At 60.4% G+C, this 25,554-nt stretch carries 25 protein-coding genes and 1 pseudogene; 21 read left to right on the top strand and 5 right to left on the bottom strand.

Annotated features, from left to right (window positions below; genetic code table 11):
• The first annotated feature begins 13 nt into the window (after positions 1-13).
• The 7 genes from B5F39_RS04970 to panC all read left to right on the top strand — a co-directional run bounded on the left by B5F39_RS04970 (position 14) and on the right by panC (position 7,646).
• Positions 14-1,225 (top strand): hypothetical protein, encoded by a 1,212-nt coding sequence (locus B5F39_RS04970; protein ID WP_204245038.1) that lies wholly within the window; start codon positions 14-16, stop codon positions 1,223-1,225.
• Between the two features lies 1 nt (position 1,226).
• Positions 1,227-1,982: a 3-deoxy-manno-octulosonate cytidylyltransferase gene (gene kdsB, locus B5F39_RS04965; RefSeq protein ID WP_087364576.1), complete on the top strand. Its 756-nt coding sequence runs from the start codon at positions 1,227-1,229 to the stop codon at positions 1,980-1,982.
• Entirely contained in the window at positions 1,979-3,145 is a 1,167-nt protein-coding gene (locus tag B5F39_RS04960) for an ELM1/GtrOC1 family putative glycosyltransferase (protein ID WP_087364575.1), read from the top strand. Before kdsB ends, B5F39_RS04960 begins: the two co-directional genes overlap by 4 nt.
• 99 nt (positions 3,146-3,244) lie before the next feature.
• Positions 3,245-4,654 carry a rhodanese-like domain-containing protein gene (locus B5F39_RS04955; RefSeq protein ID WP_087364573.1) on the top strand — a complete coding sequence of 470 codons (1,410 nt, stop codon included), beginning with the start codon at positions 3,245-3,247 and terminating at the stop codon, positions 4,652-4,654.
• A gap of 405 nt (positions 4,655-5,059) precedes the next feature.
• Complete coding sequence (locus tag B5F39_RS04950) at positions 5,060-5,932, top strand: Rossmann-like and DUF2520 domain-containing protein (RefSeq protein ID WP_158095937.1); 873 nt, start codon at positions 5,060-5,062, stop codon at positions 5,930-5,932.
• Positions 5,929-6,774 carry a 3-methyl-2-oxobutanoate hydroxymethyltransferase gene (gene panB / locus B5F39_RS04945; RefSeq protein ID WP_087364569.1) on the top strand — a complete coding sequence of 282 codons (846 nt, stop codon included), beginning with the start codon at positions 5,929-5,931 and terminating at the stop codon, positions 6,772-6,774. The genes B5F39_RS04950 and panB overlap by 4 nt, the downstream gene beginning before the upstream one ends.
• Before the next feature lie 17 nt (positions 6,775-6,791).
• Entirely contained in the window at positions 6,792-7,646 is an 855-nt protein-coding gene (gene panC / locus B5F39_RS04940; RefSeq protein ID WP_087364567.1) for a pantoate--beta-alanine ligase, read from the top strand.
• A gap of 129 nt (positions 7,647-7,775) precedes the next feature.
• On the opposite strand, the gene B5F39_RS04935 is transcribed toward panC, so the two are convergent.
• Complete coding sequence (locus B5F39_RS04935; RefSeq protein ID WP_087364565.1) at positions 7,776-7,949, bottom strand: 4Fe-4S binding protein; 174 nt, start codon at positions 7,947-7,949, stop codon at positions 7,776-7,778.
• A 332-nt stretch (positions 7,950-8,281) separates the two neighbouring features.
• Between B5F39_RS04935 and nhaC the strand changes: the two genes are divergently transcribed.
• Positions 8,282-9,823, top strand: coding sequence for a Na+/H+ antiporter NhaC (nhaC, locus tag B5F39_RS04930; RefSeq protein WP_087364563.1), 1,542 nt, complete (start codon positions 8,282-8,284; stop codon positions 9,821-9,823).
• A gap of 54 nt (positions 9,824-9,877) precedes the next feature.
• Positions 9,878-10,342 carry a hypothetical protein gene (locus B5F39_RS04925; RefSeq protein ID WP_087364561.1) on the top strand — a complete coding sequence of 155 codons (465 nt, stop codon included), beginning with the start codon at positions 9,878-9,880 and terminating at the stop codon, positions 10,340-10,342.
• A 70-nt stretch (positions 10,343-10,412) separates the two neighbouring features.
• Here the strand turns inward: B5F39_RS04925 and B5F39_RS04920 are convergent, their stop codons facing one another.
• Both B5F39_RS04920 and B5F39_RS04915 read right to left on the bottom strand, forming a co-directional pair.
• A complete protein-coding gene (locus B5F39_RS04920; protein ID WP_087364560.1) occupies positions 10,413-11,144 on the bottom strand; it encodes an RsiV family protein in 732 nt (243 codons plus the stop codon).
• Between the two features lie 6 nt (positions 11,145-11,150).
• A complete protein-coding gene (locus B5F39_RS04915; protein ID WP_087364837.1) occupies positions 11,151-12,356 on the bottom strand; it encodes an FprA family A-type flavoprotein in 1,206 nt (401 codons plus the stop codon).
• A gap of 283 nt (positions 12,357-12,639) precedes the next feature.
• On the opposite strand from B5F39_RS04915, the gene B5F39_RS04910 reads away from it, so the two are divergent.
• The 9 genes and pseudogenes from B5F39_RS04910 to B5F39_RS04870 all read left to right on the top strand — a co-directional run bounded on the left by B5F39_RS04910 (position 12,640) and on the right by B5F39_RS04870 (position 20,400).
• On the top strand, positions 12,640-14,319 hold the full coding sequence (locus B5F39_RS04910) for a methylmalonyl-CoA mutase family protein (protein ID WP_087364558.1): 1,680 nt from the start codon (positions 12,640-12,642) through the stop codon (positions 14,317-14,319).
• A 30-nt stretch (positions 14,320-14,349) separates the two neighbouring features.
• Positions 14,350-14,766 carry a cobalamin B12-binding domain-containing protein gene (locus B5F39_RS04905; protein ID WP_087364557.1) on the top strand — a complete coding sequence of 139 codons (417 nt, stop codon included), beginning with the start codon at positions 14,350-14,352 and terminating at the stop codon, positions 14,764-14,766.
• 1 nt (position 14,767) lies between these two features.
• The gene (mce, locus tag B5F39_RS04900; RefSeq protein ID WP_087364555.1) at positions 14,768-15,172 is read left to right on the top strand and encodes a methylmalonyl-CoA epimerase; all 405 of its coding nucleotides are present in this window, start codon (positions 14,768-14,770) and stop codon (positions 15,170-15,172) included.
• A gap of 143 nt (positions 15,173-15,315) precedes the next feature.
• Complete coding sequence (locus B5F39_RS04895) at positions 15,316-16,875, top strand: acyl-CoA carboxylase subunit beta (RefSeq protein ID WP_087364553.1); 1,560 nt, start codon at positions 15,316-15,318, stop codon at positions 16,873-16,875.
• An 18-nt stretch (positions 16,876-16,893) separates the two neighbouring features.
• The gene (locus tag B5F39_RS04890; RefSeq protein ID WP_087364551.1) at positions 16,894-17,319 is read left to right on the top strand and encodes an OadG family transporter subunit; all 426 of its coding nucleotides are present in this window, start codon (positions 16,894-16,896) and stop codon (positions 17,317-17,319) included.
• 42 nt (positions 17,320-17,361) lie between these two features.
• Positions 17,362-17,793, top strand: coding sequence for a biotin/lipoyl-containing protein (locus B5F39_RS04885; protein ID WP_087364549.1), 432 nt, complete (start codon positions 17,362-17,364; stop codon positions 17,791-17,793).
• 70 nt (positions 17,794-17,863) lie between these two features.
• Positions 17,864-18,988 carry a sodium ion-translocating decarboxylase subunit beta gene (locus B5F39_RS04880; protein WP_087364547.1) on the top strand — a complete coding sequence of 375 codons (1,125 nt, stop codon included), beginning with the start codon at positions 17,864-17,866 and terminating at the stop codon, positions 18,986-18,988.
• Positions 18,989-19,119: 131 nt separating this feature from the next.
• Positions 19,120-19,374 (top strand): annotated as a pseudogene (locus B5F39_RS04875) (sterol carrier protein domain-containing protein); the annotation flags it as partial.
• 279 nt (positions 19,375-19,653) lie between these two features.
• Complete coding sequence (locus B5F39_RS04870; RefSeq protein WP_087364543.1) at positions 19,654-20,400, top strand: hypothetical protein; 747 nt, start codon at positions 19,654-19,656, stop codon at positions 20,398-20,400.
• Positions 20,401-20,633: 233 nt separating this feature from the next.
• On the opposite strand, the gene B5F39_RS04865 is transcribed toward B5F39_RS04870, so the two are convergent.
• Positions 20,634-21,551 carry a hypothetical protein gene (locus B5F39_RS04865; protein WP_087364541.1) on the bottom strand — a complete coding sequence of 306 codons (918 nt, stop codon included), beginning with the start codon at positions 21,549-21,551 and terminating at the stop codon, positions 20,634-20,636.
• Positions 21,552-21,586: 35 nt separating this feature from the next.
• Entirely contained in the window at positions 21,587-22,111 is a 525-nt protein-coding gene (locus tag B5F39_RS04860; protein ID WP_087364539.1) for a hypothetical protein, read from the bottom strand.
• A 234-nt stretch (positions 22,112-22,345) separates the two neighbouring features.
• Here B5F39_RS04860 and B5F39_RS04855 point away from each other — a divergent pair, with 234 nt between their 5' ends.
• The 3 genes from B5F39_RS04855 to ilvD all read left to right on the top strand — a co-directional run bounded on the left by B5F39_RS04855 (position 22,346) and on the right by ilvD (position 25,550).
• A complete protein-coding gene (locus B5F39_RS04855) occupies positions 22,346-22,630 on the top strand; it encodes a hypothetical protein (protein WP_087364537.1) in 285 nt (94 codons plus the stop codon).
• Positions 22,631-22,790: 160 nt separating this feature from the next.
• A complete protein-coding gene (locus tag B5F39_RS04850; RefSeq protein WP_239391110.1) occupies positions 22,791-23,819 on the top strand; it encodes a proline racemase family protein in 1,029 nt (342 codons plus the stop codon).
• A gap of 30 nt (positions 23,820-23,849) precedes the next feature.
• The gene (gene ilvD / locus B5F39_RS04845; protein ID WP_087364536.1) at positions 23,850-25,550 is read left to right on the top strand and encodes a dihydroxy-acid dehydratase; all 1,701 of its coding nucleotides are present in this window, start codon (positions 23,850-23,852) and stop codon (positions 25,548-25,550) included.
• Positions 25,551-25,554 lie beyond the last annotated feature (4 nt).

Below are 25,554 nucleotides of genomic sequence, written 5' to 3'. Positions count from 1 at the left end.
TGGAGGAGACATAATGACGATAAACCGCGGACTTATAGAAGAGTTTTACAACGGACTTGACGAACGTTCGCGCGAGGCTCTCGACGCGGCGGTGGAGAAAGTCGTCGAAGCCAAGAGAAGAGGCGGCAAAGTTGCGGTGGTCACGGGCAGCGGCCCGAACCTCCACGAGGGCGTGACGACGCTGATAGCCGAACTTATAAGCAAGGGCGTCGTCGACGGCGTAACGACCAGCTCCGCCGTCGTAAACCATGAGATGGGCGGCGCGCTTGACCGCGTCAAGATGTGCGGCGCGGCGCAGCTCGGCATGGACGAGGAGAAAATGCCGCGCGGCAACGTCTTTGAGTTCACCGATATGAGCGACGAAGAGCTCGGCGAACTTTCAAAAGAAATGATACTCGACCGCGAACTGCTCGCCAAGCGTCACGACGCGGAGGGGCACATGGTCATCAAGGCCGCGGCGAACATGGCCTACCCGATGGGGCTTCGCACGGAGAAGCTCGCGGAGGAGATACTCTCGCTCTGCCGCCAGTGCGGCCTGCCCTTCGAGACCGTCGCCGGCTGGGGCTGCGACCCGCGCACGATGCTCGGCGCCGGCGCGGAGCGCGGCGTCCCCGTGCTCGTCACAATACCGCAGATGGTCGGCGGCGGACACATCGGCCTCTCCGTCGGCGACAGTATCCCGGTAGCGGAGCGCTCACGCCGCATCGCGGACATGCTCGGCTCCGCCGACGTGATAATCGAGTCTGCGGTCGCGCTCACGCAGGAGATACACGACGGCCCGTTCGAGACATACACCGGCCACGGCATCTGGTCGTGGTGGCAGGGACAGCGCGTATACAGCCTGAAAAACAAGACGCTCGTCCGCTTCGACCTCGACGAGAACCTGCGCCGTGCGCAGGACCTCCAGAAGTCGAGCGCGATGATACAGGAGGCCATCGACAAGGGGCTGCCCAAGACGAAAATCTCGAAAATCCCGTTCCGCATGGAAATGTCCGCCTTCGCGCGCCACGAAGGGAGCCTGCCGGTCATCGGAGACATCGGCATGATATGGCCCGTCTTCGCTCTGCGCATAGCGGACGCCCTCGGCATAGAGCTCTCCTTCATGAGCTACAAGCAGGAGACGGAGGACGGCAAAGCGATGCGCGAGTGGATAGTGAAAAACGTCCGCCCGCTCGACCGCGACAAGATGCTGCGGAAGTTCCGCGAATGGAAAGCCGCGCGCTAAGATGACCCAGCCTAAAATACTCGGAGTCATCCCCGCGCGCTACGCGTCGTCGCGCCTTCCCGGAAAGCCGCTTCTCGAAATAGGCGGCAAGACGATGCTCGAACACGTCTACCGCCGCGCATGCGCGTCCGGCGTCTTCTTCCGCGTCATAATCGCGACCGACGACCACAGGATATACGACGCCGCGGAAAAATTCGGCGGCGACGTCGCCATGACGCGCGCGGACCATCCAGACGGCTCGAGCCGCGCGGCCGAGATAGCCGCGAAAATCGACACGGACTACGTAATCAACATACAGGGAGACGAGCCTATGCTCGACCCGCGAATGCTCGGCGAGCTAGCGCACGGCCTCATAGCCGACCCGGACGCGGACTCGGCGACGGTCTGCGTGCCGATAACGAACGAAGAGGATTTCCGCAATCCGAACATCGTCAAGGTAGTCCGCGCGCAGAACGGGCGCGCGCTCTACTTCAGCCGCTCGCCGATACCGTATCCGAGAAATTCGGCCGGCTGCCCTGTGTGGGAACACCTCGGCATATACGCCTTCACGAAAGAATTTCTGCTCAAATTCGTCGCGCTGCCGCCGACGCCGCTGATGCAGACGGAGAGCCTCGAACAGCTCCGCATCCTCGAACACGGCTACTCGATGGCGGTAATCCCGACGAAATATCCGTCGGAAGGGCCGAACGTAAACACGCTCGAAGACCTTGAAGAAGCGCGCAGGATATTCGCGCAGAGGAAGAACGAAGAAAAATGAAGCCCGGCGACGCGCTCAAGGTGATCGTCATACTCAGCGAAGGCATCCGCGGACACGTCAACCAGAGCCGCGGCGTAGCCTATTGGCTCTCGAAGCTCACCGGCGCCGAAGTCCTTGAAGCCGAAGTCCCTGTCCTGACGGGGGCGGCTAAAGCGCGCGCGAAATCGTCGTCGAAGGCCTTGCTCGGCGGCACGAGGCGCGACGCGCGCGACTGGCTCTCCGCTAACGGAGGCGAGCAGCTGATACGCCGCGTGGGACAATGGTTCGCAGAGCGCGGCGTGCAGGAGGGCTCCGGCACGGCTCTGATACTCTCCGCCGGAAGCGCGCCAGCTCCCTATAACATAGCGCTCGGCTACATCTGGCGCTGCGCCTGCGCGACGATAATGACGCCGAGCGTCCTCGGCACCGAGCCCTTCGACTTCGCGATAGTGCCGGAACACGACTACCCCGAGCGCAAGCCGAACGTTTTCGTCACTCTCGGCTCGCCGAACAACGTCATAAAAGAAAATCTCAAAAAAGAGGCGGAGGAGCTGCTCGCGGCCCATCCGTCCGACGCGCCGGAAAGATGGTCTGTGCTGATAGGCGGCGACGACGCTAACTACGAGATAAGCGCCGAATGGGTGAAAAAGCAGATCGGACAGATACTTAACCTTGCGCAGCACGCCGGGGCCGACGTCTTCATAACGACCTCGCGCCGCACGAGCGACGCGGCGTCGAAAATGGTAAAGACGCTCGCCTCGCACTCGCCCTGCGTCAAATATCTGCTGATAGCGTCGGAGGACGCCTTCAACCCCATCCCCGCGATGCTCGGATTCTCTACGGAAGTATTCTGCACCGAGGACTCCGTCAATATGGTGTCAGAGACGATAACGGGCGGGCACCGCGCCGTGCTCCTCCGCGTCGGACATAAAAAGGGGATAAAGAGCTTTTTGCAGCGTGCCACATCCGCGCTGGTCGGCGCCGGCGCGATACGCCCGGACATGCTCTGGGGCATACCGAAGTTCGACCTCGTCTTCGACCACTTCGCGCACGGCGGCGTCCTCGTGGAGTACGGCGACTGGCTCCGGCTCAGACGCGACGGCGGAAGCCGCGGCGGCGGAGAAGCCGGGGAGTTCAACGAGGCGCGCCGCGCGGCGCAGTGGATATACGACAACTGGAAGTAGCTTCCATAAAACTCACAAATTACTGTGCTATAATCCCCGCGTACGGCGGAAACGAAAAAATCCGGCGCAGGCCGGGAATGAAAAGAAAGGACTGGTAACATGAAGAAACTCCTAACGCTGATGCTCGCCGCGTCGATGATAGCCGGAGGCTCGCAGTTCGCGCTCGCGGCCGAGGACGACGGCGCGAACTCGATAATGGCGCAGATAAACGCGTTCAAAGCGACGAACCAGGAAAAGACCGGCGGAGCGGTCTCTGAGGACAAAGCCGAGGAAAAAGCCCCGGCGGCCGAAGAGAGCGCGCCCGCGGCGCAGCCCGAACAGTCCGCGCAGCAGCAGCCCGCCGAACCCGCTGCTCCCAATCCGGCCGCGGCCGCGGTCGACCAGATAGTACGCGAGGAGGCGGCTAAGGCCGCCCAGGCGGCCGGCGACGCCGGCAACAATAGAGGCGTAGTCGCGGCGACGCAGCAGGAAGAGGCCGCGACCGAAGCGTCGGACGCCGGGGACGAAGCGCCGCAGCCCGCCGCTGAAAGCGAAGCGCAGCCCGAGGCTCCGGCTGCTCCCGCCAAGACGGTCCAGATACCTTCGGCCGTTGAGGCTCAGCCCGCCGCACCCGCCGCGGCGACAGCCGAGGTCCCGGCCGGCAGGCCTCTGAACCCGTCGGCTATGCAGGCCGGAGCGGCAGAGACGAGAGAGAGCATACTCGTCAGCGCCGACTGGCTTAAAACCAACATCAAGAACGTCGTGCTCGTAGACTCGCGCCCCGAGAGCCTCTACCTCGGCGGACACATCCCCGGAGCCGTCAACGCTCCGTGGACCTACTTCGCGAACATGAACGCGAAGCAGGGATCCGAACAGTGGGGAGTCATCTGGCCCGAGGCGACGATGGCGAAGCGCATAGGCGCTCTCGGAATAAACGGCAAGAAAACCGTCGTCGCCTACTGCGACGCAGGCGGCTGGGGACAGAGCGGATGGACCCTCTGGATACTCCGCCAGGCCGGAATCAAGAACGCGAAGATACTCGAAGGCGGCATAGGCGCGTGGAAGGCGGCCGGCGGACAGCTTGCGAAGAACAAGGTCAAGAACCAGACCGTAGCCTTCTCCATACAGAAATACGTTCCCAATTACACGGCGACGACCCAGTGGATAAACGACAACCTCGGCAAGCCCGGCCTCGCGATCATCGACGTGCGCACTCAGCCTGAATACAACGGCAAGATACGCCCGTTCCAGGAAAAGCGCGCCGGACACCTCCCCGGAGCGATCAATATATCGCGTGAAAACTTCGTCACCGAGCAGGGACACTTCAAGAGCGCGGAGGAAGTCGCCGCTCTGCTGGCGCCTTACGGAATAACCACAGACACGGAAATAGTCGTCTACGATACGGCTGGAGTCCGCTCCGCCTTCGTCACGATGCTCCTGCGCTACGCTGGCTTCCAGAAGAGCCAGAGCTACGACGCGGGCTTCCAAGCCTGGGCCGGCAATCCCGACCTTCCGCTCGTGACGCAGTAAGCCGCGCGCATAACGAGACTGACGAAACACGCAAAGCCGCCGCGCATGATATGCTCGGCGGCTTTTTAGCGCCCGCGCGAAACTGCGGACGCAAGGTGCGGCCGGCGGCGTTTCGCACGTTCGCTGAATGTTTCAAAATGCGTGCGGAATTCCATACACACGGCTCCTTCCCGCAAGCGCCGGCTGCGCTGTCGGACGGTCCTGATGTTTCTCTTCCGCGTTACAGACTTGCTTTTTGCAAACAGGGCCGTGCTTTGTCCGCTTGAATCGCCCATGCTTTACCTAAAAGTCAAAAACGTATAAAATGTAACCCGTTGCACATTACTCGCGGACTTTTCGCAAAGAAAAGGTTAGTGTATGAAAACCGCGCCCCGAGGCGAAACGGGTGCGGGAGAGGTTTATGTTATGAAAATCGGGATAATCGGAGCCGGCAAGGTCGGCTTCTCGCTTGGGAAATTTTTCGCCGTGGGCGGCCTCGAGCTTGCGGGCTACTGGAGCCGAAGCGAGGAAAGCGCGCGAGAGGCGGCGGAGTTCACCGGCTCGCGCGCCTACGAAAATTTGGAAAGCCTCGTGCGCGGCTGCGGAGCGCTTTTCTTCACGACGCCGGACGGCGCGATAATCGAAACATACGTATGCGCGCGGGAGTTCGGCATATCGGGAAAATTCCTCTGCCATTGCAGCGGCTCGCTCACTGCTGCGGATGCCTTCCCGGGAGCTGCGGAGCGCGGCGCCGGGGCGCTGTCGCTGCATCCGCTCTTTCCTGTCAGCTCGAAGTACGAATCTTACAAGGAGCTGCAAAACGCACTTTTCTGCATCGAAGGCGACTGCGAACCTGCCGCGTACTTTCGTTCGGCGCTCGAAAAACTCGGCGCGAAAACGCAGCTCATCCCGTCGAAGGGCAAAGCGCGCTACCACGCCGGCTGCGTCATGGCCAGCAACTTCATGTGCGCGCTCGCTCGGGAGGCCGCCGCGCTGCTAGTCTCCTGCGGCTTCACCTCCGAGGGCGCGATAGGCGCTCTCGCGCCGCTCATGCGGAGCAACCTGGAACACATAATCGCGGACGGTCCCGAGGCGGCGCTCACCGGTCCTGTAGAGAGGTGCGACGCGGCCACGGTCCGGCGCCACCTCGAAAACATCACGGAGCCGAAGCGCCGTCTCCTTTACAAAGCGCTCAGCGCGAGCCTCGTCGAAATGGCGGAGCGCCGCCATCCCGGTGCGGACTATGGAGAAATAAAAAAACTCACGAAAATAACGGAACAGGAGCTGAACGACAGATGAAAAACACAGTCGCGGAATTTATCAAAATGAAGGGCGAGGGCCGCCGTATAGCAGAGCTCACCTGCTACGACTACACGACGGCGAAGCTCGTCGAGCGCGCGGGAGTCAACGCCATACTTGTAGGCGACTCGCTTGGCATGACGATGCTCGGTTACTCCGACACGCTGCCGGTCACGCTCGACGACATGATAAGATACAGCGCCGCCGTCGCGCGCGCCTGCTCCGAAACGATGGTGATAATGGACATGCCGTTCATGTCCTACCAGACGTCGGTCTACGACGCCGTGGCGAACGCAGGGCGGATGATGAAGGAGGGGCGCGGGCAGGCCGTCAAGCTTGAGGGCGGCGCGGCTGTGACGGAGCAGATATGCGCGATAACCGACGCCGGCATCCCGGTGCAGGCGCACATCGGCATGACTCCGCAGAGCGTCAACGTATTCGGCGGATTCAAAGTGCAGGGCAAAGGCGAAGCCGCGGCGCGCCGTCTGCTCGAGGATGCGCTCGCAGTGCAGGAGGCCGGGGCTTTTTCCGTAGTCCTCGAGTGCGTGCCGCCCAAGCTCGCCGCGCTCATATCGAAAAAGCTCGCGATACCGACGATAGGCATAGGCGCCGGCGCGGGCTGCGACGGGCAGGTGCTCGTCTATCAGGACATGCTCGGCATGAACACCGACTTCACGCCGAAGTTCGTCAAGAAATACGCCGCCGTGGGCGAAACGATGACGGCGGCCTTCCGCGCCTACGTCGAAGACGTGCAGAGCGGAGCCTTCCCGGCGCCGGAGCACAGCTTCGCCAAATCCGACTGCTCCGACGAATACCTCGCGGCACTCGATGCGGAATTTTAGAGCGGAGGAAAGAAAAAATGATAATAGCCGAAACGATAGCCGAAGTCCGCGCCGTCGTGCGCGAATGGAAAAGACAGGGGCTGACGGTCGGACTCGTCCCGACGATGGGCTACCTGCACGAAGGGCACGCGAGCCTCGTGCGCGAATCCGTCCGCCGCTGCGACAGGACGGTCGCCTCCGTCTTCGTCAACCCCACCCAGTTCGGTCCCAACGAGGACCTCGCGACATACCCGCGCGATTTCGAGCGCGACCGTGAGATACTCGAGCGCGAGGGCTGCGACATGGTGTTCCATCCGAGCGTTGGGGAAATGTATCCCGAAGGCTTCGCCACCTATGTCGAGATACAGTCCGACATGCCGAAGCAGCTCTGCGGCAAAAGCCGCCCGATACACTTCCGCGGCGTCTGCACGGTCGTCTGCAAGCTTTTCAACATCGCCGAGCCGGACATGGCGTTCTTCGGCGAGAAGGACGCGCAGCAGCTCGCGATAGTCAAGCGCATGGCGCGCGACCTCTCGATGGCTGTCGAGGTGATAGGCTGCCCGATAGTGCGCGAGGAAGACGGCCTCGCGAAATCATCGCGCAACGCCTACCTTGACGGGGAAGAGCGCGGCGCGGCGCTTGTGCTTTCGAAGGCCGTCGCGCTCGGCAAAAAAATGACGGAGGAGGGCGAGCGCGACGCTGCGAAGGTCACTGCTGCGATGCGCGCGCTCATAGAGGCTGAGCCGCTCGCGCGCGTCGACTACGTCTCCGCCGTGGACGGAGAAACGATGGCCCCGTCGGAAAAGATCAAAGACGGCACCCTCGTGGCCCTCGCCGTCTACATCGGCAAAACGCGCCTCATCGACAACTTCACATTCAGAGACCGCGCCTGACGAAGCTTCTGCAATAATGTAAAAACACGCCGCACGGCATAAAGCCGTGCGGCGTGTTTTTGTCTTTAGACGAAAAATCGGGCCGGAACTCTCGTCCCGGCCCGGTTTTAATCGCGTGTTTCTCTGTTATTACTGAGCGATGGCGCTGACGGGGCAGGTGGCCACGCAGGCTCCGCACTCGACGCAGGTGTCGGCGTCGACGTGGGCCTTGCCGTCCTCAACGGCGATGGCGGAAACGGGGCATACACCGACGCAGGCCTCGCAGCCTACGCATACGGACTGATCGACAGAAGCTTTAGCCATGATATGAATTTCCTCCTTGTAAGATGCGATTCAACTTTGGGGGCGCGTACCCCCGCACACGCGTGTATTCTAACGCTAACGGGCGAAGCTTTCAAGCTTTTTGCGCCCGTTTTCTCGTATAACGATCTTCACGCAGATATATCAGAGCGTATTGTATGGACAAAACACAGTATGAGGTTATAATGTTTTAATAAGATACAATAAGCAATTCTACGTACAGTGTAAAAAAGAAAAGCAGCGGGCCCTCGCGGAAGGAGGTGCGGTTTTACGGAAGGCGTGGCCTGCCGCGTATCGGACCATACTCGTATAACGAAAGGAGAGAAACACCAATCATGCCAAACAACGAGGTGAAACAGACCGAAAAGAGAAAACCGACTTTGGCGCTTTCCGTCCTGATGCTGGCTATAGCCGCCGCCCTCATACTCTCCGGCGTCGTCATCTACGGTCAGGACGTGCACATAATGCTGATTTTCAGCGCTATCGCCGTCGGAGCCGTCGGCATTCTTTATCTGAAGTATTCTTACGCGGAGCTCGAACAGGGCATTATCGAGGGCATCATGACGACGATGCAGGCGTGCCTCATCCTCTATACCGTCGGCGTGCTCATCGGGACGTGGATTCACTCCGGCGTCGTGCCCACGATGATCTATTACGGGCTGTCGATTCTTTCTCCGTCCATATTCCTTTTTGCGACGCTCGTCATCTGTTCCATTGTTTCGCTCGCTACGGGTACGTCGTGGGGAACGTCCGGCACGGTGGGCATCGCGCTGCTCGGCATAGCGATAGGCCTCGGCATCCCAGCGCCGCTCACTGTCGGCGTCATAGTGTCCGGGGCCTACGCGGGCGATAAGATGTCACCGCTTTCCGACACGACGAACCTCGCGCCCGCCGTCTCGGGCACGGACCTTTTCCAGCATATCCGAGCGATGTGCTGGACTACGGGGCCGACGTGGCTGATCGTCGCGATCATCACTATCGTGCTCGGCTTCAACTACGCGGGCGGCACTCTCGATTACGCAAAGATAGGCGGCATTCAGGACGTCATCTCCAAGGAGTTCTGGGTCAGCCCGGTCGCTCTGCTCGCGCCTATCGCTGTCATCGTGCTTTCCGCGCTGCGCAAGCCGGCGCTGCCGTCGCTCTGGGCCGGCGTGTTCATTGCCGCTGCTTTCATGTTCATTGAAGGCTACGATTACGGCGCTGTGCTCAACGTTATGCAGAACGGCTATACGCCGACAGTATCCGCAGAGCTCGCCGAAGCCGCCGACGAGGCCGCGCTGGCGGCGCTTCTCGCTAAGCACGGGCTGACGCTCGACGTTTCGATCGCCAAGGAAGTCGGCAACGACATCGTCGAGCTTATGTCTGCGGGCGGCCTCCAGTCGATGAACTGGACGGTCTCTCTCATTATCTGCGCCTTCGTCTTCGGCTCGGCGATGAACGTCTGCGGCTTCATCAAGGCGATACTCGAAGCCGTGGCCTCTCGCGTCCGTTCCGTCGGAGGGCTCATCCTCTCCGTCGTGATCTCGTGCCTCGTCTGCAACTTCTTCCTCGGAGACCAGTATCTCGGAATCGCGATGCCCGGCACGATGTACAAAGAAACTTTCGACAAGATGGGGCTGCATCCGAGAATGCTCTCGCGCACGCTCGAAGACTCTGGCACGCTTACGTCGGTGCTCGTCCCGTGGAACACCTGCGGAGCCTACCACGCTCAGCTTTTCAATCTCTCCGTAGCCGAGTTCGGCCCCTACGCCTTCCTCAACTGGATGAACCCGGTGATCGCCGTGCTTATGACCTATCTCGGCATAGGCATCTTCTGGCGCGGCAAGGACGGCGAGCCGGTGCGCGGCGGAAAGACGCGTCCGCCGGAGCTCGCGTAGGAGGAATGGTATAATATCGGTCGAAGTCTGTTTTTCTGAAAAGGGGATAGTTTGTTGGCCGAACTTGAACAGCTCGAATGTCTTCTCAAATCCAAGTCGAGCCGCACCATCGACGGATGGCGGCGCTTCACCTTCGGGGCGCTCGCGGCGTATCTGCTCGTCACGGGCGTCACGGAGTTCCGGGCCTCCGGGGTTAATCAGAAGGTCGTCATCAACGCCTTCCTATGTATCTGCGGAGTGCTCGTGCTGAAGTTCGAGAAAAAGGTCTACGCCTCGCCGCTGGGCTTTGTGAAGGATACGCACACATGGTTCTCGCACCATCGCGAGGTGCTGCGCTGGGACGAGATACGTCACGTCACGCTCGTTACAAAGGGCACGGGGCTGACGGCCTTTCTCGAAAAGGACGTGATAGGCTGGAAGCTTCTGTTTGAGCGCAACGACATGGCGGCGCTCGACGGGCTGTTTAAGAAATACGCCCCTAAGGTGAAGGTAGTCATCAAGGAACTGGGGCAGAGATAACGGAGTAAACGCTAAAAAAGCCGCCGCGGCTCACCCGCGGCGGCTTTTCATATTTTTCCGGAATCTTCCGTCATTCGGCCTTGAGCCACGGGGCGAGCTCCTTCATGTCGAGCTCTATCTCCGGGCAGCCGCTTGAGCCGGGGGCGACCTCGTACTTGTCGAAGCATATCACGATCCGCCCGTCCTTGTTTACGTAGAAGTTCTGGCCGGCCTTTATCGATGAGAAGCCTCCGTCGTCCTTGGGCGCAACCCAGTAGGTTCCCTTCTGTTTCTTGTTGGCGCGGCGCATGACGCCTCTGACTGCGTCGCTCACGACCTTCACGTAGTTCGCGCGCGGATTGAAGAATTCTCCGAGCGTCACCGGCATTCCGGTTTCGCGGTCGAAGTTCATTATCGTGCGCTTCGTTGAGGATGAGCCGACGGTGTTCATCTCCACCACGTCGAGCGTGAGGAATCGCGGGTCTCCGTCGATTATCCTGTAATCCATCAGCCAGCCGGTGTGCGCGCCGCGCCCCGCGAAAGGATCGTCCATGAGCTCTATTACCTCGAGCTCGTAGCGTTCCTGCATCTCGAGCGCTTTTTCGGCAAGCATGGTGTTGACCTCTTTTTGTATGGAATCCATAGCGAGGCCGGTTACGAGCGGCGTAACGATGCGCGCTTCGCATCCCTCGTATTTCGATTCGTAGACGCCGAGGGACGAGACCTGCACGTTTATCTCGCGCGCGGAGGCGGCGCCGGTTCCGGCCGATGCGGCGAGCAGCAGCGCTGCGGCCGCGGCGAGATATTTGGGAGTTTTGCGCATCGGAGGCTATTCCCGCGGGGATTTTACCGCCGCAGCCATGTTTCTGCCGAGCTCGCGGCAGAGCTCGAGGTCAGGCTCCTTCGGGCAGGACTTGACTTCGATGGTCGGCTCGACGAGCTTCCAGTCGCCGCCCTGCTCCGCGAATACCTGAAGCTCCGCGAGCGCGCCTTTGCTCCAACTGTAGGAGCCGCAGATGCCGAGATAGCGGTTCTTCATCATCTTGTTCTTGAGGGTGCGGCAGAGCGTCGCAACCGGCGGATAAAGCTCCGTGTTGTAGGTGCAGCTCCCGAGCACGAGGCCGCGGTACTTCCACACGTCGCGCACGATGCAGGAGAGGTTGGAGCGCGAGGCGTCGTGTACTATGACGTCTTTGACGCCGGCCTCGCAGGCGGCCCGCGCTATCGCGTCCGTCATCAGCTTCGTGTTGCCGTACATCGAGCCGTAGACGACGACGACGCCCTCGTCAGTCTCCTGTTTACTCCACTTGTCGTAAAGGTCTACAATGTGCTTCGGGTTTGAGCGGAGTATCGGGCCGTGGGCGGGGCAGATTATCTTTAGGTCGAGGCCGCGCACCTTGGCGATGGCCTTCTGCGTCGGTGCGGAGTAGCGCCCGACGATGTTCGCGAAATAGCGCAGCGTCTCATCTTCGTAGAGGCTCATATCGAGCTCGTCGTCGAAGATGCCGCCCTCGAGAGCGCAGAAGCCGCCGAAGGCGTCGGTTGAGAAGAGTACCTTTTCCGTCGTGTCGTATGTGACCATGCTCTCGGGCCAGTGGACCATCGGTATCATAGCGAAGGTGAGCTTGTGATGTCCGAGGTCGAGCACGTCGCCCTCTTTGACCTCTACCGTCCCGTCTTTTATTCCGTAGAATGCGTCGATCATCTCGAGCGTTTTCTTGTTGCCGACTATCTTCATCTCGGGGTAGAGGCGGCGCATGATGCTTATGGAGCCGGAGTGGTCGGGTTCCATGTGGTCGACTATGAGGTAATCTATCGTCCGTCCCTCCGGGAGCCCGGAGACGAGGCGCTCCATATAGTCAGAGAGCTTGTCCGCCTTTATGGTGTCGATGACGGCGGTCTTCTCGTCGTTGATGAAGTAGGCGTTGTAGGCGACGCCGCGCGGCAGAGTCCAGAGTCCCTCGAAGAGGTCCGTCTCACGGTCGTTGCCGCCTATCCAGTATATCGAATCGGTGATTTTTATAGCGTTCTGCATCATTGTGGCACCCTCCAGTGCTTTATGTATTTGACGTTATTATATAGCAGAGGCTTCGATTTGCGAGCCGCCTTCGATTATATCGCCGCATTTCTGCGCTTTGATTCCGCGTCGGCCTTGTATTTAAAAAAGAATGAACTGACTTGTCTGAAATTAACGCGCAAATGTTGCAATTTGCGGGAAGTTGGGCAATAATAGCGGCGTGTGGTAATTTTGAAGATCCCAGTGTGCTGACGGTCATTCTCAGAAGTGGCCCGACAAGTTTCGCAAGGAGGCGGAGTAATTGTTCGAACCAACACAGCTCCAGGAAGTAGCAGAAGGAAAGAAGGCCTACGAAGCGGCGGTCGAGAAGGTTCTCACCAAAGGCCCCGAAAGAAAGGCCAACTTCACGACCGGCGGAGGCATCCCGCTTAAGAGGACGTACACTCCCGAAGACGTGAACGGCGTGGATTACGCGAAGGATCTCGGATTCCCCGGCGTCTATCCCTATACTCGCGGCGTTCAGCCCACGATGTACCGCGGACGCTTCTGGACGATGCGCCAGTACGCCGGCTTCGCCACGGCGGAGGATTCCAACAAGCGCTACCGTTACCTTCTGAGCCAGGGGACGACCGGCCTTTCAGTCGCGTTCGACCTTCCGACCCAGATAGGCTACGACTCGGACGACCCGATGGCGGTCGGCGAGTGCGGCAAGGTCGGCGTCGCGATAGACAGCCTCGCCGACGCCGAGATACTTTTCGACGGTATCCCGCTCGATAAAGTCTCGACCTCGATGACCATCAACGCGCCCGCGTCGATACTCCTCGCCATGTACATCGCAGTCGCGGAGAAACAGGGCGTGCCGATGAACGCCCTCGCGGGAACCATCCAGAACGACATACTCAAGGAATACATCGCGCGCGGCACATACATTTTCCCCCCCAAGCCGTCGATGCGCCTCATCACCGACATTTTTGATTTCTGCTCGCGCAACATTCCGAAGTGGAACACTATATCCATCTCCGGCTACCATATCCGCGAGGCCGGCTCGACCGCCATTCAGGAAGTCGCCTTCACGCTCGCGGACGGCATCGCCTACATCGAAGCCGCCATCAAGGCCGGACAGGATCCGAACGTATTCGGCAAGCGCCTTTCGTTCTTCTTCAACGCGCACAACGACTTCCTCGAAGAGGTCGCGAAGTTCCGCGCTGCGCGCAAGGTATGGGCGCACATAATGAAGGAGCGCTTCGGCGTCACCAACCCGAGCGCGCAGATGCTCCGCTTCCACACCCAGACGGCGGGCTGCACGCTCACCGCTCAGCAGGCGGAGAACAACATCGTCCGCGTCGCCATTCAGACGATGGCCGCGGTCTGCGGCGGCACGCAGTCGCTGCACACCAACAGCCTTGACGAAGCGCTCGCGCTGCCGACCGACAAGAGCGTCCGCATAGCGCTCCGCACGCAGCAGATAGTAGCATACGAGTCCGGCATCACCAACGTCGTAGACCCGCTCGCCGGAAGCTACGCCATCGAAGCTCTGACTAAGGAGATCGAGGAAGGCGCGCTCGCCTACATCAAGGAGATAGACGACCTCGGCGGAATGATGGCCGCCATCGAAAAAGGCTATCCGCAGAAGCACATCCAGGACGCCGCCTACGACTACCAGAAGTCGATAGAGTCCGAGGACCGCATCATCGTCGGCGTCAACAAGTTCCACATCGACGAAGATATGACCGAGCGCAAGCTCCTCAAGGTGGACGCGAGCGTCGGCGAGAACCAGATCAAGAAACTTCGCGAAATGAAGGAAAAACGCGACAACGTGAGAGTCAAGACCACCCTCGACGCGGTGCGCGAAGGCGCGAAGGGCGACGCAAACCTCATGCCGCTCATCCTCGACGCGGTCCACGCCTACGCCACTGAAGGCGAAATCTGCGGCGTTCTCCGCGAAGTCTTCGGCGAGTACAAAGAGAACGTGGTTCTTTAGAATCGCGAGAGCTTTTAAGGAGGAAGAAAAATGGATCGTAAAATCCGCGTAGTTGTTGCGAAACCCGGACTCGACGGACACGACCGCGGCGCGAAGGTCATCGCGAGAGCCTTCAGGGACGCCGGCATGGAAGTCATATACACCGGTCTCCGCCAGACCCCGGAGCAGATAGTCAACACCGCCATTCAGGAAGACGCAGACGCCATCGGCATCAGCATCCTTTCCGGCGCTCACGACTACTGCTTCAAGACGATAATCAATCTCCTCAAGGAGAAGCACGCCGACGACATCATCGTCTTCGGCGGCGGCGTCATTCCCGAGACCGACTATCCGACGCTGCTCGGGTACGGCGCGGGGGCCATCTTCGGCCCCGGCACCCCGACTTCCGAGACCATCGAATGGCTCGAAAAGGCCGTAGCCGAAAAGAGAGCGAAAGAGGCGAAGTAGTATGGAAACAAAAATAATAGACCACATCGGCATAGCTGTAAACAGCATCGATGAAGCGATGAAGTTCTGGGAAGGCGCTCTCGGCGTGAAATGCCACGGCGTCGAAGAAGTCGCCGAGCAGAAGGTCAAGACGGCTTTCCTGCCCATAGACGACTCCGAGATCGAACTTCTCGAGGGCACGAGCGAGGACAGCCCGGTCAGCAAATTCATCGCGAAGAACGGACAGGGCATCCAGCACATAGCGATACGCGTCGCCGATATCGAAGCGGCGCTCGCCGAGCTCAAAGAGAAGGGCGTCCGCCTGATAGACGAGAAGCCGCGCAGGGGCGCGGGCGGAGCGAAGATAGCCTTCCTCCACCCGAAGGCGACCGGCGGCGTGCTCCTCGAGCTCTGCCAGCGCGACTAAGCGTCAAAAGAGCCGCCGCGCCAAATAGGCGCGCGGCCTTATAACACGAACTGTATGCGGAGGGCCTGCTGTGTCCCGAGCGTCAAAACGTCCCGGGACGGCTGAAACCCTCCGCTTAACAGATAATGAGGAGGTAAGAGGTAATGGCGGAAAAAACGATTGACGAACTGTGCGCCTCTCTCATCGAAAAACGAGAGAAAGCGGCTCTCGGCGGAGGCGAGAAGGCCATCGCCAAACAGCACGACAAAGGCAAGATGACCGCGCGCGAGCGCATCAACGCAGTTCTTGACCCCGGCAGCTTCGTGGAGATAGACGAATTCGTCGAACACCGCTGCACCAACTTCGGACTTGACAAGACGACGTTCCTCGGCGACGGCGTCGTGACGGGCTACGGTACGATAGACGGACGCATCGTCTACGTATTCAGCCAGGACTTCACCGTCATGGGCGGCTCGCTCGGCGAGATGCACGCCCAGAAGATATGCAAGGTCCTCGACCTCGCCCTCACCAACGGCGCGCCCTGCATCGGCATCAACGACTCGGGCGGCGCGCGTATACAGGAAGCTGTAGACGCGCTCTCCGGCTACGGAAAGATATTCTTCCGCAACGTCAAGGCGAGCGGCGTCATCCCGCAGTTCTCGATAATAGCCGGCCCCTGCGCTGGCGGAGCCGTCTACAGCCCGGCGCTTACAGACTTCATCTTCATGGTCGATAAAATCGGCATCATGCACATCACCGGACCGGCGGTCATCAAGTCCGTCACCGGCGAGGACGTGACCTCCGAGCAGATAGGCGGAGCGATGGCCCACAACGCGCACTCCGGCTGCGCCCACTTCTTTGCGAAGACCGAGGCCGAGTGCTACGCTCAGGTACGCAAAGTCATGAGCTACCTGCCCAGCAACAACATGGAAGAGCCTCCCTTCGTCGAGACCGGCGACGACCCGAACCGCACGGACATGGGCCTTCGCGAGATCGTCCCGACGAATCCGAACCGCGGCTACGACGTCCGCGACGTCATCAAAAAGGTTGTTGACAACGGCGACTTCTGCGAAGTGCAGGAACTTTACGCGAAGAACATCGTAACGGGCTTCGCGAGAGTCGGCGGGCGCGTCATCGGAATCATAGCCAACCAGGCGAAATTCATGGCCGGATGCCTCGACATCGACGCCTCCGACAAGGCGAGCCGCCACATCCGCATCTGCGACTCCTTCAACATTCCTATCGTAACGTTTGAAGACGTCCCCGGATACCTCCCCGGACTCAACCAGGAAATGGGCGGAATCATCCGTCACGGCGCGAAGCTGCTCTACGCCTACAGCGAAGCGACCGCTCCGAAGATCACCATCGTCATGCGCAAGGCCTACGGAGGATCGTACCTCGGCATGTGCAGCAAGGACCTCGGCGCCGACGTCGTGCTCGCTTGGCCGCAGGCCCAGATAGCCGTCATGGGAGCCGAAGGCGCCGCGAACATCATCTTCCGCAAGGAAATTGAAGCCGCCGAGGACAAAGCCGCCAAGCGCGCCGAAAAGATAGAGGAATACAAGGAATCCTTCGCCAACCCGTATCGTGCGGCGCAGCGCGGATTCGTCGACCGCGTCATACTTCCCGAAGAGACGCGTCCGGCCCTCTACCAGGCCCTTGTAATGACCGAGAGCAAGAGCGAGCTCCGCCCGAAGCGCAAACACGGCATAATGCCCAACTAAGGCGGGAGGCTGAGAGCTATGAACGGTTCCATCAGCTCCTTCTTCGTCGGAGTTCCCGGCGGGCTTATAATGTCGTTTATCGCGTTCAGCATAGTCTTCATAGTCATCATCGGCCTTATGCTCGTAATGATGGGAATGAAGCACGTCTCCGGCGCGATCGACGGCATCGGCAAAAAGCCGGCCGCTCCCGCCGCTCCCTCGCCCGCCGCTCCGGCTGCAGCCCCCGCTGCGCCGGCGCCGGCGCAGGAACAGGCAGTGGCCGTCGCGGCGGCGGCCGCAGCGGCTGCGGCAGATGACGACGAGCTGCTCGCCGTCATAACGGCTGCGATAGCCGCAGAGTGCGGCCCGACGGCGCGCGTAATTTCCTACAGCCCGGTAAAAGCCCCCGCCGCTTCCGCGTGGAAGAGCGTCGGCAGGCTCCAGAACACGGAAGGCCTTTACTAAGCCTTTCATCAAATACGATAAATAATCAGGAGGTATTCTTTCATGTCACGCAAATACAGAGTAACGGTAAACGGCAAAGCATACGATGTGGACGTTGAAGAACTCGGAGCCGGCGCGGCCCCCGCGATTGCGCCCGTACCCGCTCCCGCGCCCGTAGCGGCCCCTGCCCCTGTAGCGGCTCCGGCTCCTGCGCCCGCCCCGGCCCCTGCGCCCGCGGCGGCTCCCGCTCCCGCTGCGCCCGCCGCGCCGGTACCCGCCGGCGAAGGCACGATAACAGCCCCGATGCCCGGTAAGGTCCTCAAGATACTCGTCCAGCCCGGCACCGCCGTCACCGCCGGACAGCTCGTCCTCATCCTCGAAGCCATGAAGATGGAGAACGAAATCTACACGACCGTCGCTGGCACCGTCCAGCAGCTCTGCTGCAAAGAAGGCGACACCGTCAGCACGGGCGACGCGCTGATCGTAGTCGCTTAATAAGCTGATAAGCTTAACAGCGAACAACGAAATAACGTTCTAAAGTTTTTTCCTGGGGAGGAAAACTTTTATGGAACTCTACTTGACAGCGCTGAGAGGCGTTATCGAGCAGTCTGGCTTCGTCGCGCTCAACGGGCCGACGCTTGTCATGCTCCTCGTGGCGTTTGTACTGCTCTACCTCGCCATAGCGAAGGGCTTCGAGCCGCTGCTCCTTATGCCGATAGCATTCGGATGCCTGCTCGTCAATCTGCCGCTCTCCGGCATTGTCGATCCGGGGGGCTTCCTCTACTTCGTAAAATTCGGCATCGACCATGAGCTCTATCCCGTCATCATATTCATGGGTATAGGTGCGCTCACCGACTTCGGCCCGCTGCTTGCGAACCCGATAACCTTCCTGCTCGGAGCCTCCGCGCAGCTCGGCGTCTTCGTCGCCGTCATCGGCGCGATGTGCATGGGCTTCACCATCCAGCAGGCCGCCGGAATCGGAATCATCGGCGGAGCCGACGGCCCGACCGCAATCTACCTTTGCGCGAAGCTCGCGCGCGACATACTCCCGGCGGTCGCCGTCGCGGCGTACAGCTACATGTCGCTCGTACCGCTCATCCAGCCGCCGGTTATCAAGCTCCTTACCACGAAAGAAGACAGAGCCATTAAGATGGAACAGCTCCGTCCCGTCTCGCGCACAGAGAAGATACTCTTCCCGATAGTGGCGACGATCTCTTGCGGACTCGTCCTTCCGGCTTCCGTCCCGCTTATCGGTATGCTGATGTTCGGAAACCTGCTTCGCGAGTGCGGATGCACCGAACGGCTCTCTCTCGCCGCTCAGAACGAAGTGCTCAACGCGACTACGATATTCCTCGGCATCTCAGTCGGCGCTACGATGAAAGCTGAAACTTTCCTCACCGTCGCGACGATAAAGATAATCGCGCTTGGACTCATCGCTTTCATCTTCAGCACGGCCGGAGGCGTCATCTTCGGCCAGGTCATGAAAGTCATGTCGGGACGCAAAATCAACCCCGTCATCGGGGCCGCGGGAGTCTCCGCCGTCCCGATGGCCGCGCGCGTCTGCCAGAAAGTCGTACAGAAAGAATTCCCCGGTTCGTACATCCTCATGCACGCCATGGGCCCGAACGTCGCGGGAGTCATAGGCACAGCCGTAGCCGCCGGAGCGATGCTCACTCTGCTGAGCAAATAGCCGTCGAGCGCGGACGACAGCCGATACAGAGCCCGAAGGCCTGCGCCTTCGGGCTCTTTTCGTAAACCGGCGCGCCGCAGGCGAAGGGCCGGGCGCGTCCGCGGAGCGGAGCGGGAAGCGATGTCGAGGACACCTTCATGCCGGCGAACGACGGGACTTTCCTCCTGCGCGCCGAGGGCTCGCGCGTGTCGCCGGTCAGGGACGGCGCGCCCGACGTTAGGCTGCGCGCCTACATCGCCGACCTTTCCTCGTTCTTCGTGGGCGCTGTGCCGCTGAAGGAGCTCGTACGCCTTGGCGGCGCGGAACTGAGCGATCTTTCGTATATGCGCGACGTTCAGTCCGCGCTCGGCTGGGACGAGAGGCCGCGCAACTATACATATTTCTGACGCCGAGGCCGGATGCGCTGATTCAAGGCTCCCAGCAGCGAGCGGCGGAGCTGTTTTTATGTTTTTGCATAATAAATACGCCAGTAATAAATTTTATTTTATACTTATGACTATATTTGAATGGGACTCAAGAGTTGCGGAAGTTTATGCTGTCGGCTAAAGCCCTAAGGGCGTTGACTTGGCGGAAGAAGCTACTAAAATGCGGATATGGAAGGAGGCTTCGCCTTCCGTGCCGCCGGGAACGGCGGCCTTGATATTCAGCAAAAGGGGTGTGTTGCAATGAGACGGCTGTCGATTGCCGCGGCCTTGTTCGCCGCGGCGGCCATGTCTGTTTTTTCGTGCGGCGCGGCGTTCGCCGACGCCGAGTGGGACTCTTTCGTCGCGGAGATGGAGAGCAGGATGAAGATAAAGGAAGAGGGGGAGTCCGCCTATACGCGTATAGCGCTGCTCGCGCCGCAGGGAAGCGACGCGGAGCTTTTTAGGCTTTCGACGGAGGCTCCGTCGGTCGAGACGCGCGCTGCCGCCGGAGCCGCGCTCGTTAAGAAGTTGTTCCCGGACGGAGACCCGGCGAACTGGGAGATGGTCAGCGGCTTCATCGGCGGAGGCAGCTACGTGCCGCGCCAGATAGTCGCAGTCAACGCGCTGTATAACGCTGTGACGGCGCTGTCTGAGCTCTCAGACGGAAAGTATGCGGCGGCGTGGCTGATGACGCGCTTCGGCTCTACGTCGCGTGCGAAATTGATATTTATCGACTCCATGCCGGCGCAGTTCCGTGAGACGCTCGACCGCCTCATCGCGGAGACCGGGATGCCCGGCGCGTGGGAAACTACGCGTATTGAAGGGCCGTGGCCTTTCGTGCCGGTCTTTAACGGCTGGGTGCGCCGCGAGAAGGCGATAGCCGAAGGCTACCAGTTCCTCGACGGCTTCGGCGGAGTCGCGCCGAACGGCCCATACGCGTGGGACCGCGTCCATGGTTACGTCTACAAGGTCTTCGACCCGAGCGACGTGGATTACGACGTCGACTAGGTAGGCCGGAGTCATAAGTGAAGCGCCCTCCGAAGCCGGAGGGCGCTTTTCTGTGTTTCTATGAGAATTTGTATTATGCGCGGCGGTTTTGCGCCGCGTCCGCCGCACATAAACGACATGCTCCGCTTTCGCGCGGCGGAAGGGCGCAGAAAACATCCCTTCCTCGCCCGTCGTGCGAAGCGCCGGCTTTTGCGCGTAACCGCCGCGCGGCCTCGTGTGTTCCGAGGCTCTGGCTATTCCTCTTCCAGTTCGCTCAGTATGTTCGCTGTCTCGCTGAGAGCCTCTGCGTCTATCTCCTCGGGGTCGCGGCCAGACTCTCCCATTTCCTTGAGATGTTTCCTCACGGCTTCGATGCGGTCCGCTATGCCTGCGTTTTCGTAGCCTTCTCTGAGGACCTTCATCTCTTTTTCGTCGGCGAGTCTGTCTGTGAGGTAGCCGAAGAGGAAGGTCTGCGCGCTCAGCGCCGCGAGGCGCTTGTCTGTCGCGCACCACGGCTCCGCGAGGTAGGCGGCGTCGTTAAGCACGTCCATCTCCTCGTCGTCGGCGTCCTCGTCGCTCTCTGGCATGTCCCAGATGTTTACGACGAAGAACGGCACGTTCGGCGAGAGCGATATAGCGTAGTTGATGGCGTCGAAGACTTCGTCGTGCTCCGCGCCGGTCTCGAGCAGCGCTATCGCGCGAGCGTGCTCGCCGACGACGGATTCGATCGGGTCGGCCTCGAGCGCATCTATTATCTCTCCGTATAGCTCGAGGTCGAGCATGCAGCGGTAGAGCAGAGTGCGGCTCTCGAAGGCCCCTTCGTCGTCGAAGTTCGCAAGCTCCTTCGCGATCTCGTAAGCCTCTTCGGTCTCGCCTTCGGAGAGCAGCGAGAAGCCGAGATTCATCATCACCGTAGCGTAGACCAGCGCGTCGCGGTCGTCGTCTACGAGCGCCGGCAGCTCGCGCGCCTCGACGACGGCGCGGATTTTATCGATAGCTTCGCGCAGCATGCCGAGGTTCTCCATAGCCTCCTCGTACTCCATCGTCTCCCATACCGCGAGCTTCCCGTACGGGCTCTCGGGGTCGAGCGTGAGCAGCTCTTTTCCTATTTCGGCGATTTCTTCGTTCGTTTCCGCCTCGTCGAGCTTTGCAAGCAGTTCTTCTTTAGTCATGTTTTTTATCCTCTCTGTATGTGTCCGCGCCTCTGTTACGGCGCGGGGATTATTAAGAGCATTATATTAGATTCGCAATATCTCGTCATGTATATATATTTTTTGCTTCTTTCGGCTCGCTGCCTGCCGTCGAGCACGGGGCCGTAAAGCCCAAGCTTCGAGAGCATCCCTGCGGCGCTTTTCTCCGTCGCGCCCTCCTCGAGCGCGAAGACGAGCTGGCGGCAGAGGCTCTCGTACTGCGACTCGCCGTCGGTGGACTTCAGGCTAGACTCTGCGTTGACGCTGAACGACAAGGCTATGTAGTTGATGTTCTCGTCGCCCGGCTCGACGAAAAGGTAGAGGAATATCTCCGGGCTGTATTCCGCGGCGTAGTTCCCGTCGTTCGTTCTGACGAGCTTCTCTCTTATGCTCTCCGGCGAGAAGCCCCATTTAACGCGGTCAAAGGCCATCCCCATGTGCGCCGTGAATACGGGGACGCTCATGCCGAGGCTCGCCGCTTCGGCTCCGTGAGCCGTGAAGGAGAGCGCGAGCGCAGTAAGCAGCGCCATTATTTTTTTCATATGCATCCTCCCGATTCCCCGCGTTTAGACGCGGCAAGGCTGATTATAGCAAATTTAGCGCGGGCTATGTCCCCGTCTCCGGAGCGTCCGGCTTACCCGAGAGTAAAAAACAGGTAAAAAACGCGGCGAGCTTGATAAATCGCGCCGCTATGCTATTCTTATCAAGGAGACGCAACGGGGCGGCCCGCGTACGCGCGGCGGCCCCGAAGGCGAGTTCCTTGGGGGGGAATCCTTATGATCGTAAGACTCGTAAACTCCGACGGGCAGCTCCGCACAGCGAAAGTAGGCTTCAGCTGGACGACATTTTTCTTCGGCTTCCTCGTGCCGATCTTCCGCGGCGACGCGAAGTGGGCCGTGATCATGTTCATCGCGAGCATCCTTACGCTTTTTCTCGCGCAGCTTGTCCTGAGCTTCACCTACAACGGCACCTATATCCGCGAGCTGCTGAACAAGGGCTACCGCCCAGACGACGAGTATTCGCGCGCCGTCCTCGTAGCTAAGGGCTACATCGCGGGATAAAACGCCGGACGATCGTAAAAATCCCCTGCGCCGCAAGACGCGGGGGATTTTTTGTATCTTGCCGCCGATTCAACAAATTTGTTTATTTGATAATTTTGTTGAGCGTAATATAATAGTGGCGGAAATTGTGAACTTCACGAGAGAAAAGCCAAACTGTCAAATGGAGGTACCGACGATGATGCGCTTCCGCAAAATGATAAGCTGTATAGACGCCCATACGATGGGCGAGCCCTTCCGCGTCGTCACGTCCGGCGTGCCGCCGCTCGCAGGCGATACGATTTTGGATAAGCGCGCGTATTTCAGCGAGCGCTTTGACGGCATCCGCCGCATGCTGATGCTCGAACCGCGCGGACACTCCGACATGTACGGCGGCGTTCTTCTGCCGCCGGCGACGGAGGACGGGGATTTCGGGATTCTTTTCATGCATAACGAGGGAATGGGGACGATGTGCGGCCACGGCTGCATAGCGGCGGCGACGGTGATTTTCGAGACGGGCATGAAGGAATCGCGCGAAGGCGAAAACATACTGAAGCTCGACACTCCGGCGGGACGGATAACGGCTTACGCCGAAGTGGCAAACGGGCGCGTGAAGCGCGTCTCGTTCGAGAACGTCCCGACGTTCGTATATCTTTCGGACGTTTTGCTCGAGGCCGAGGGAATAGGCGAAATTCCGTGCGACATAGTCTTCGGCGGCGACTTTTACGTATTCGCCGACGTTTCGCGTCTCGGGCTTGAACTCAAGCCCGAGAACGCGCGCGTGCTCGCGGCGCGGGCGATGGAGCTAAAGTACGACGCGCTGCGCAAGTTCGAGGTCGTCCACCCGGAGAACCCGAAGCTGCGCGGAATCTACGGCACTCTGCTGACCTCCGCGCCGGAGACGCACGGCGATACGGTGCGCGCGCGCAACGTGTGCGTCTTCGCAAACGGCGAGATAGACCGCTCTCCCTGCGGCACGGGGACTTCCGCGCGGCTGACGCAGCTTTACATGAAGGGCGTTATAAAGCCCGGAATGAAGCTCGAGCACCACAGCATCATCGACACCGTATTCGAGGCCGAGGCCGTGCGCGAGACGGAGGTCGGCGGCCGGCGCGCGATAATCCCGCGCGTCTCGGGCAGCGCGAACATCACGGCCTTCAGCAACTTCGTGCTCGACGAGGACGACCCTCTGCCCGAGGGCTTCCGTCTGTAGGATTTTCATCAAAAGTGGGGGATGGGGAGAATGACTTACCGCTCAAAGAGGCTCGGCCTTTTTTCGGGAAAGGGCTCTTCTTCAAGAAGGGCGATATATAAGGGCTGCGGCTATGACGACGAGGATCTCAGCCGTCCGCTCATCGGGATAGTGAACACGGCGAACGACGCGGGGCTCGGCCACGCGCACCTCGACCGCCTCGCGAAGCGCGTGCGCGCGGGGATATTGCAGGCCGGCGGCACGCCGTTCGAGTTCGGCACGATAGCGACATGCGGAGCCGTGCCGATAGGGATGCCGCACTTCCGCTACGAGCTCGTCATACGCGACGTGATAGCGAGCTCCGTCGAGATAATGACGGGAGTGCAGCTCCTCGACGGCCTCGTGCTGCTCGCCTCGTGCGACAGCATAATCCCCGGCGTGCTCATCGGCGCGATACGCGCGGACGTCCCAGCCATCGTAATAACCGGCGGTTCGCAGGAAGTCTGCAAAGTCGAGGGGCGCAACTCCGTCATGAGCGAGCTTGACCAGCTCGTATTCGGAGCGGACTACGCGAGCGAGGAGGCGCGCGAAAAAATACGCTGGCTCGAGGATCACGTATGCCCCGGCCCCGGCGCCTGCTCGCTGATGGGCACTGCGAACACGATGCAGATACTCATGGAAGGGCTCGGCATGGCTTTGCCCGGCTCGTCCACTGTGCCGGCCGTCTACGCGGAAAAGGAGCGCTGCGCGACTCAGACGGGGCGGCGCATCGTCGAGCTTGTCAAACAGGATATAAAGCCGAAGGATATACTGACGCGCGAATCGCTGCTCAACGGCGTTATACTGACGCTCGCGCTGGCGGGCTCGACGAACGCGGTGCTGCACCTTCTGAGCTTCGCGCGAGAGGTCGGCGTCGAGCTGACGCTAGACGACTTCGACCGTCTCTCCGAGGCAGTCCCTGTGATCAGCCGCGTCATCCCGACAGGCAAGGCGAGCGTCGTCGATCTGTACCACGCCGGAGGAGTCCCCGCGGTGATGGGGGAGATGAAGGATTTCCTCTATAAGGACTGCATCACAGTGTCGGGGCGCACGATAGGCGAAATAGCCGCCGTAAGCAAATCGCTCGACCACGACGTGCTCACGACCGTCGAGGAGCCGGTTTTCAAAAACGGCGGCCTCGTCGTGATACGCGGCAATCTAGCGCCCGACGGAGCGATCTGCCGCACGACGACGATTTCTGAAAAGGCGCGGAAATTCACTGGGCCAGCGCGCGTCTTCCACTGCGACGAGGACGCGCACGCCGCCGTCGTATCGGGGAAGATAAAGAAGGGCGACGTCGTCGTCATACGCTACGAAGGGCCGCGCGGCGCGCCCGGTATGCGCGAGATGATGATGACGACCGACGCCCTCGTCGGCCTCGGCATGGGGCAGGACGTCTTCGTGCTGACAGACGGACGCTTCTCGGGCTTCACGGAAGGGGCGGCGATAGGGCACATCTCGCCCGAAGCCGCAGTCGGCGGCGTGATAGCGGCCGTCGAGGACGGCGACACGATAGAGATAGACGTCGATGCCCGCTATGCAAATCTGCGAGTCCCGGACGAAGTTATAAAAGAAAGGCTCGCGCGCTGGAGGCCGCCGCTCAAAAAGTCGCGTGGCATACTCGGCATATACGCGAAGACTGCGCTCCAGGCGCATCTCGGCGGCATGATCGACGACGAAGTGACGGACGCCGGGCAGATTTTAGGAAAATAGGGAA

This window comes from Cloacibacillus sp. An23, from assembly GCF_002159945.1.
Lineage (GTDB): Bacteria > Synergistota > Synergistia > Synergistales > Synergistaceae > Caccocola.
This window is presented reverse-complemented; position numbering and strand designations above follow the sequence as displayed.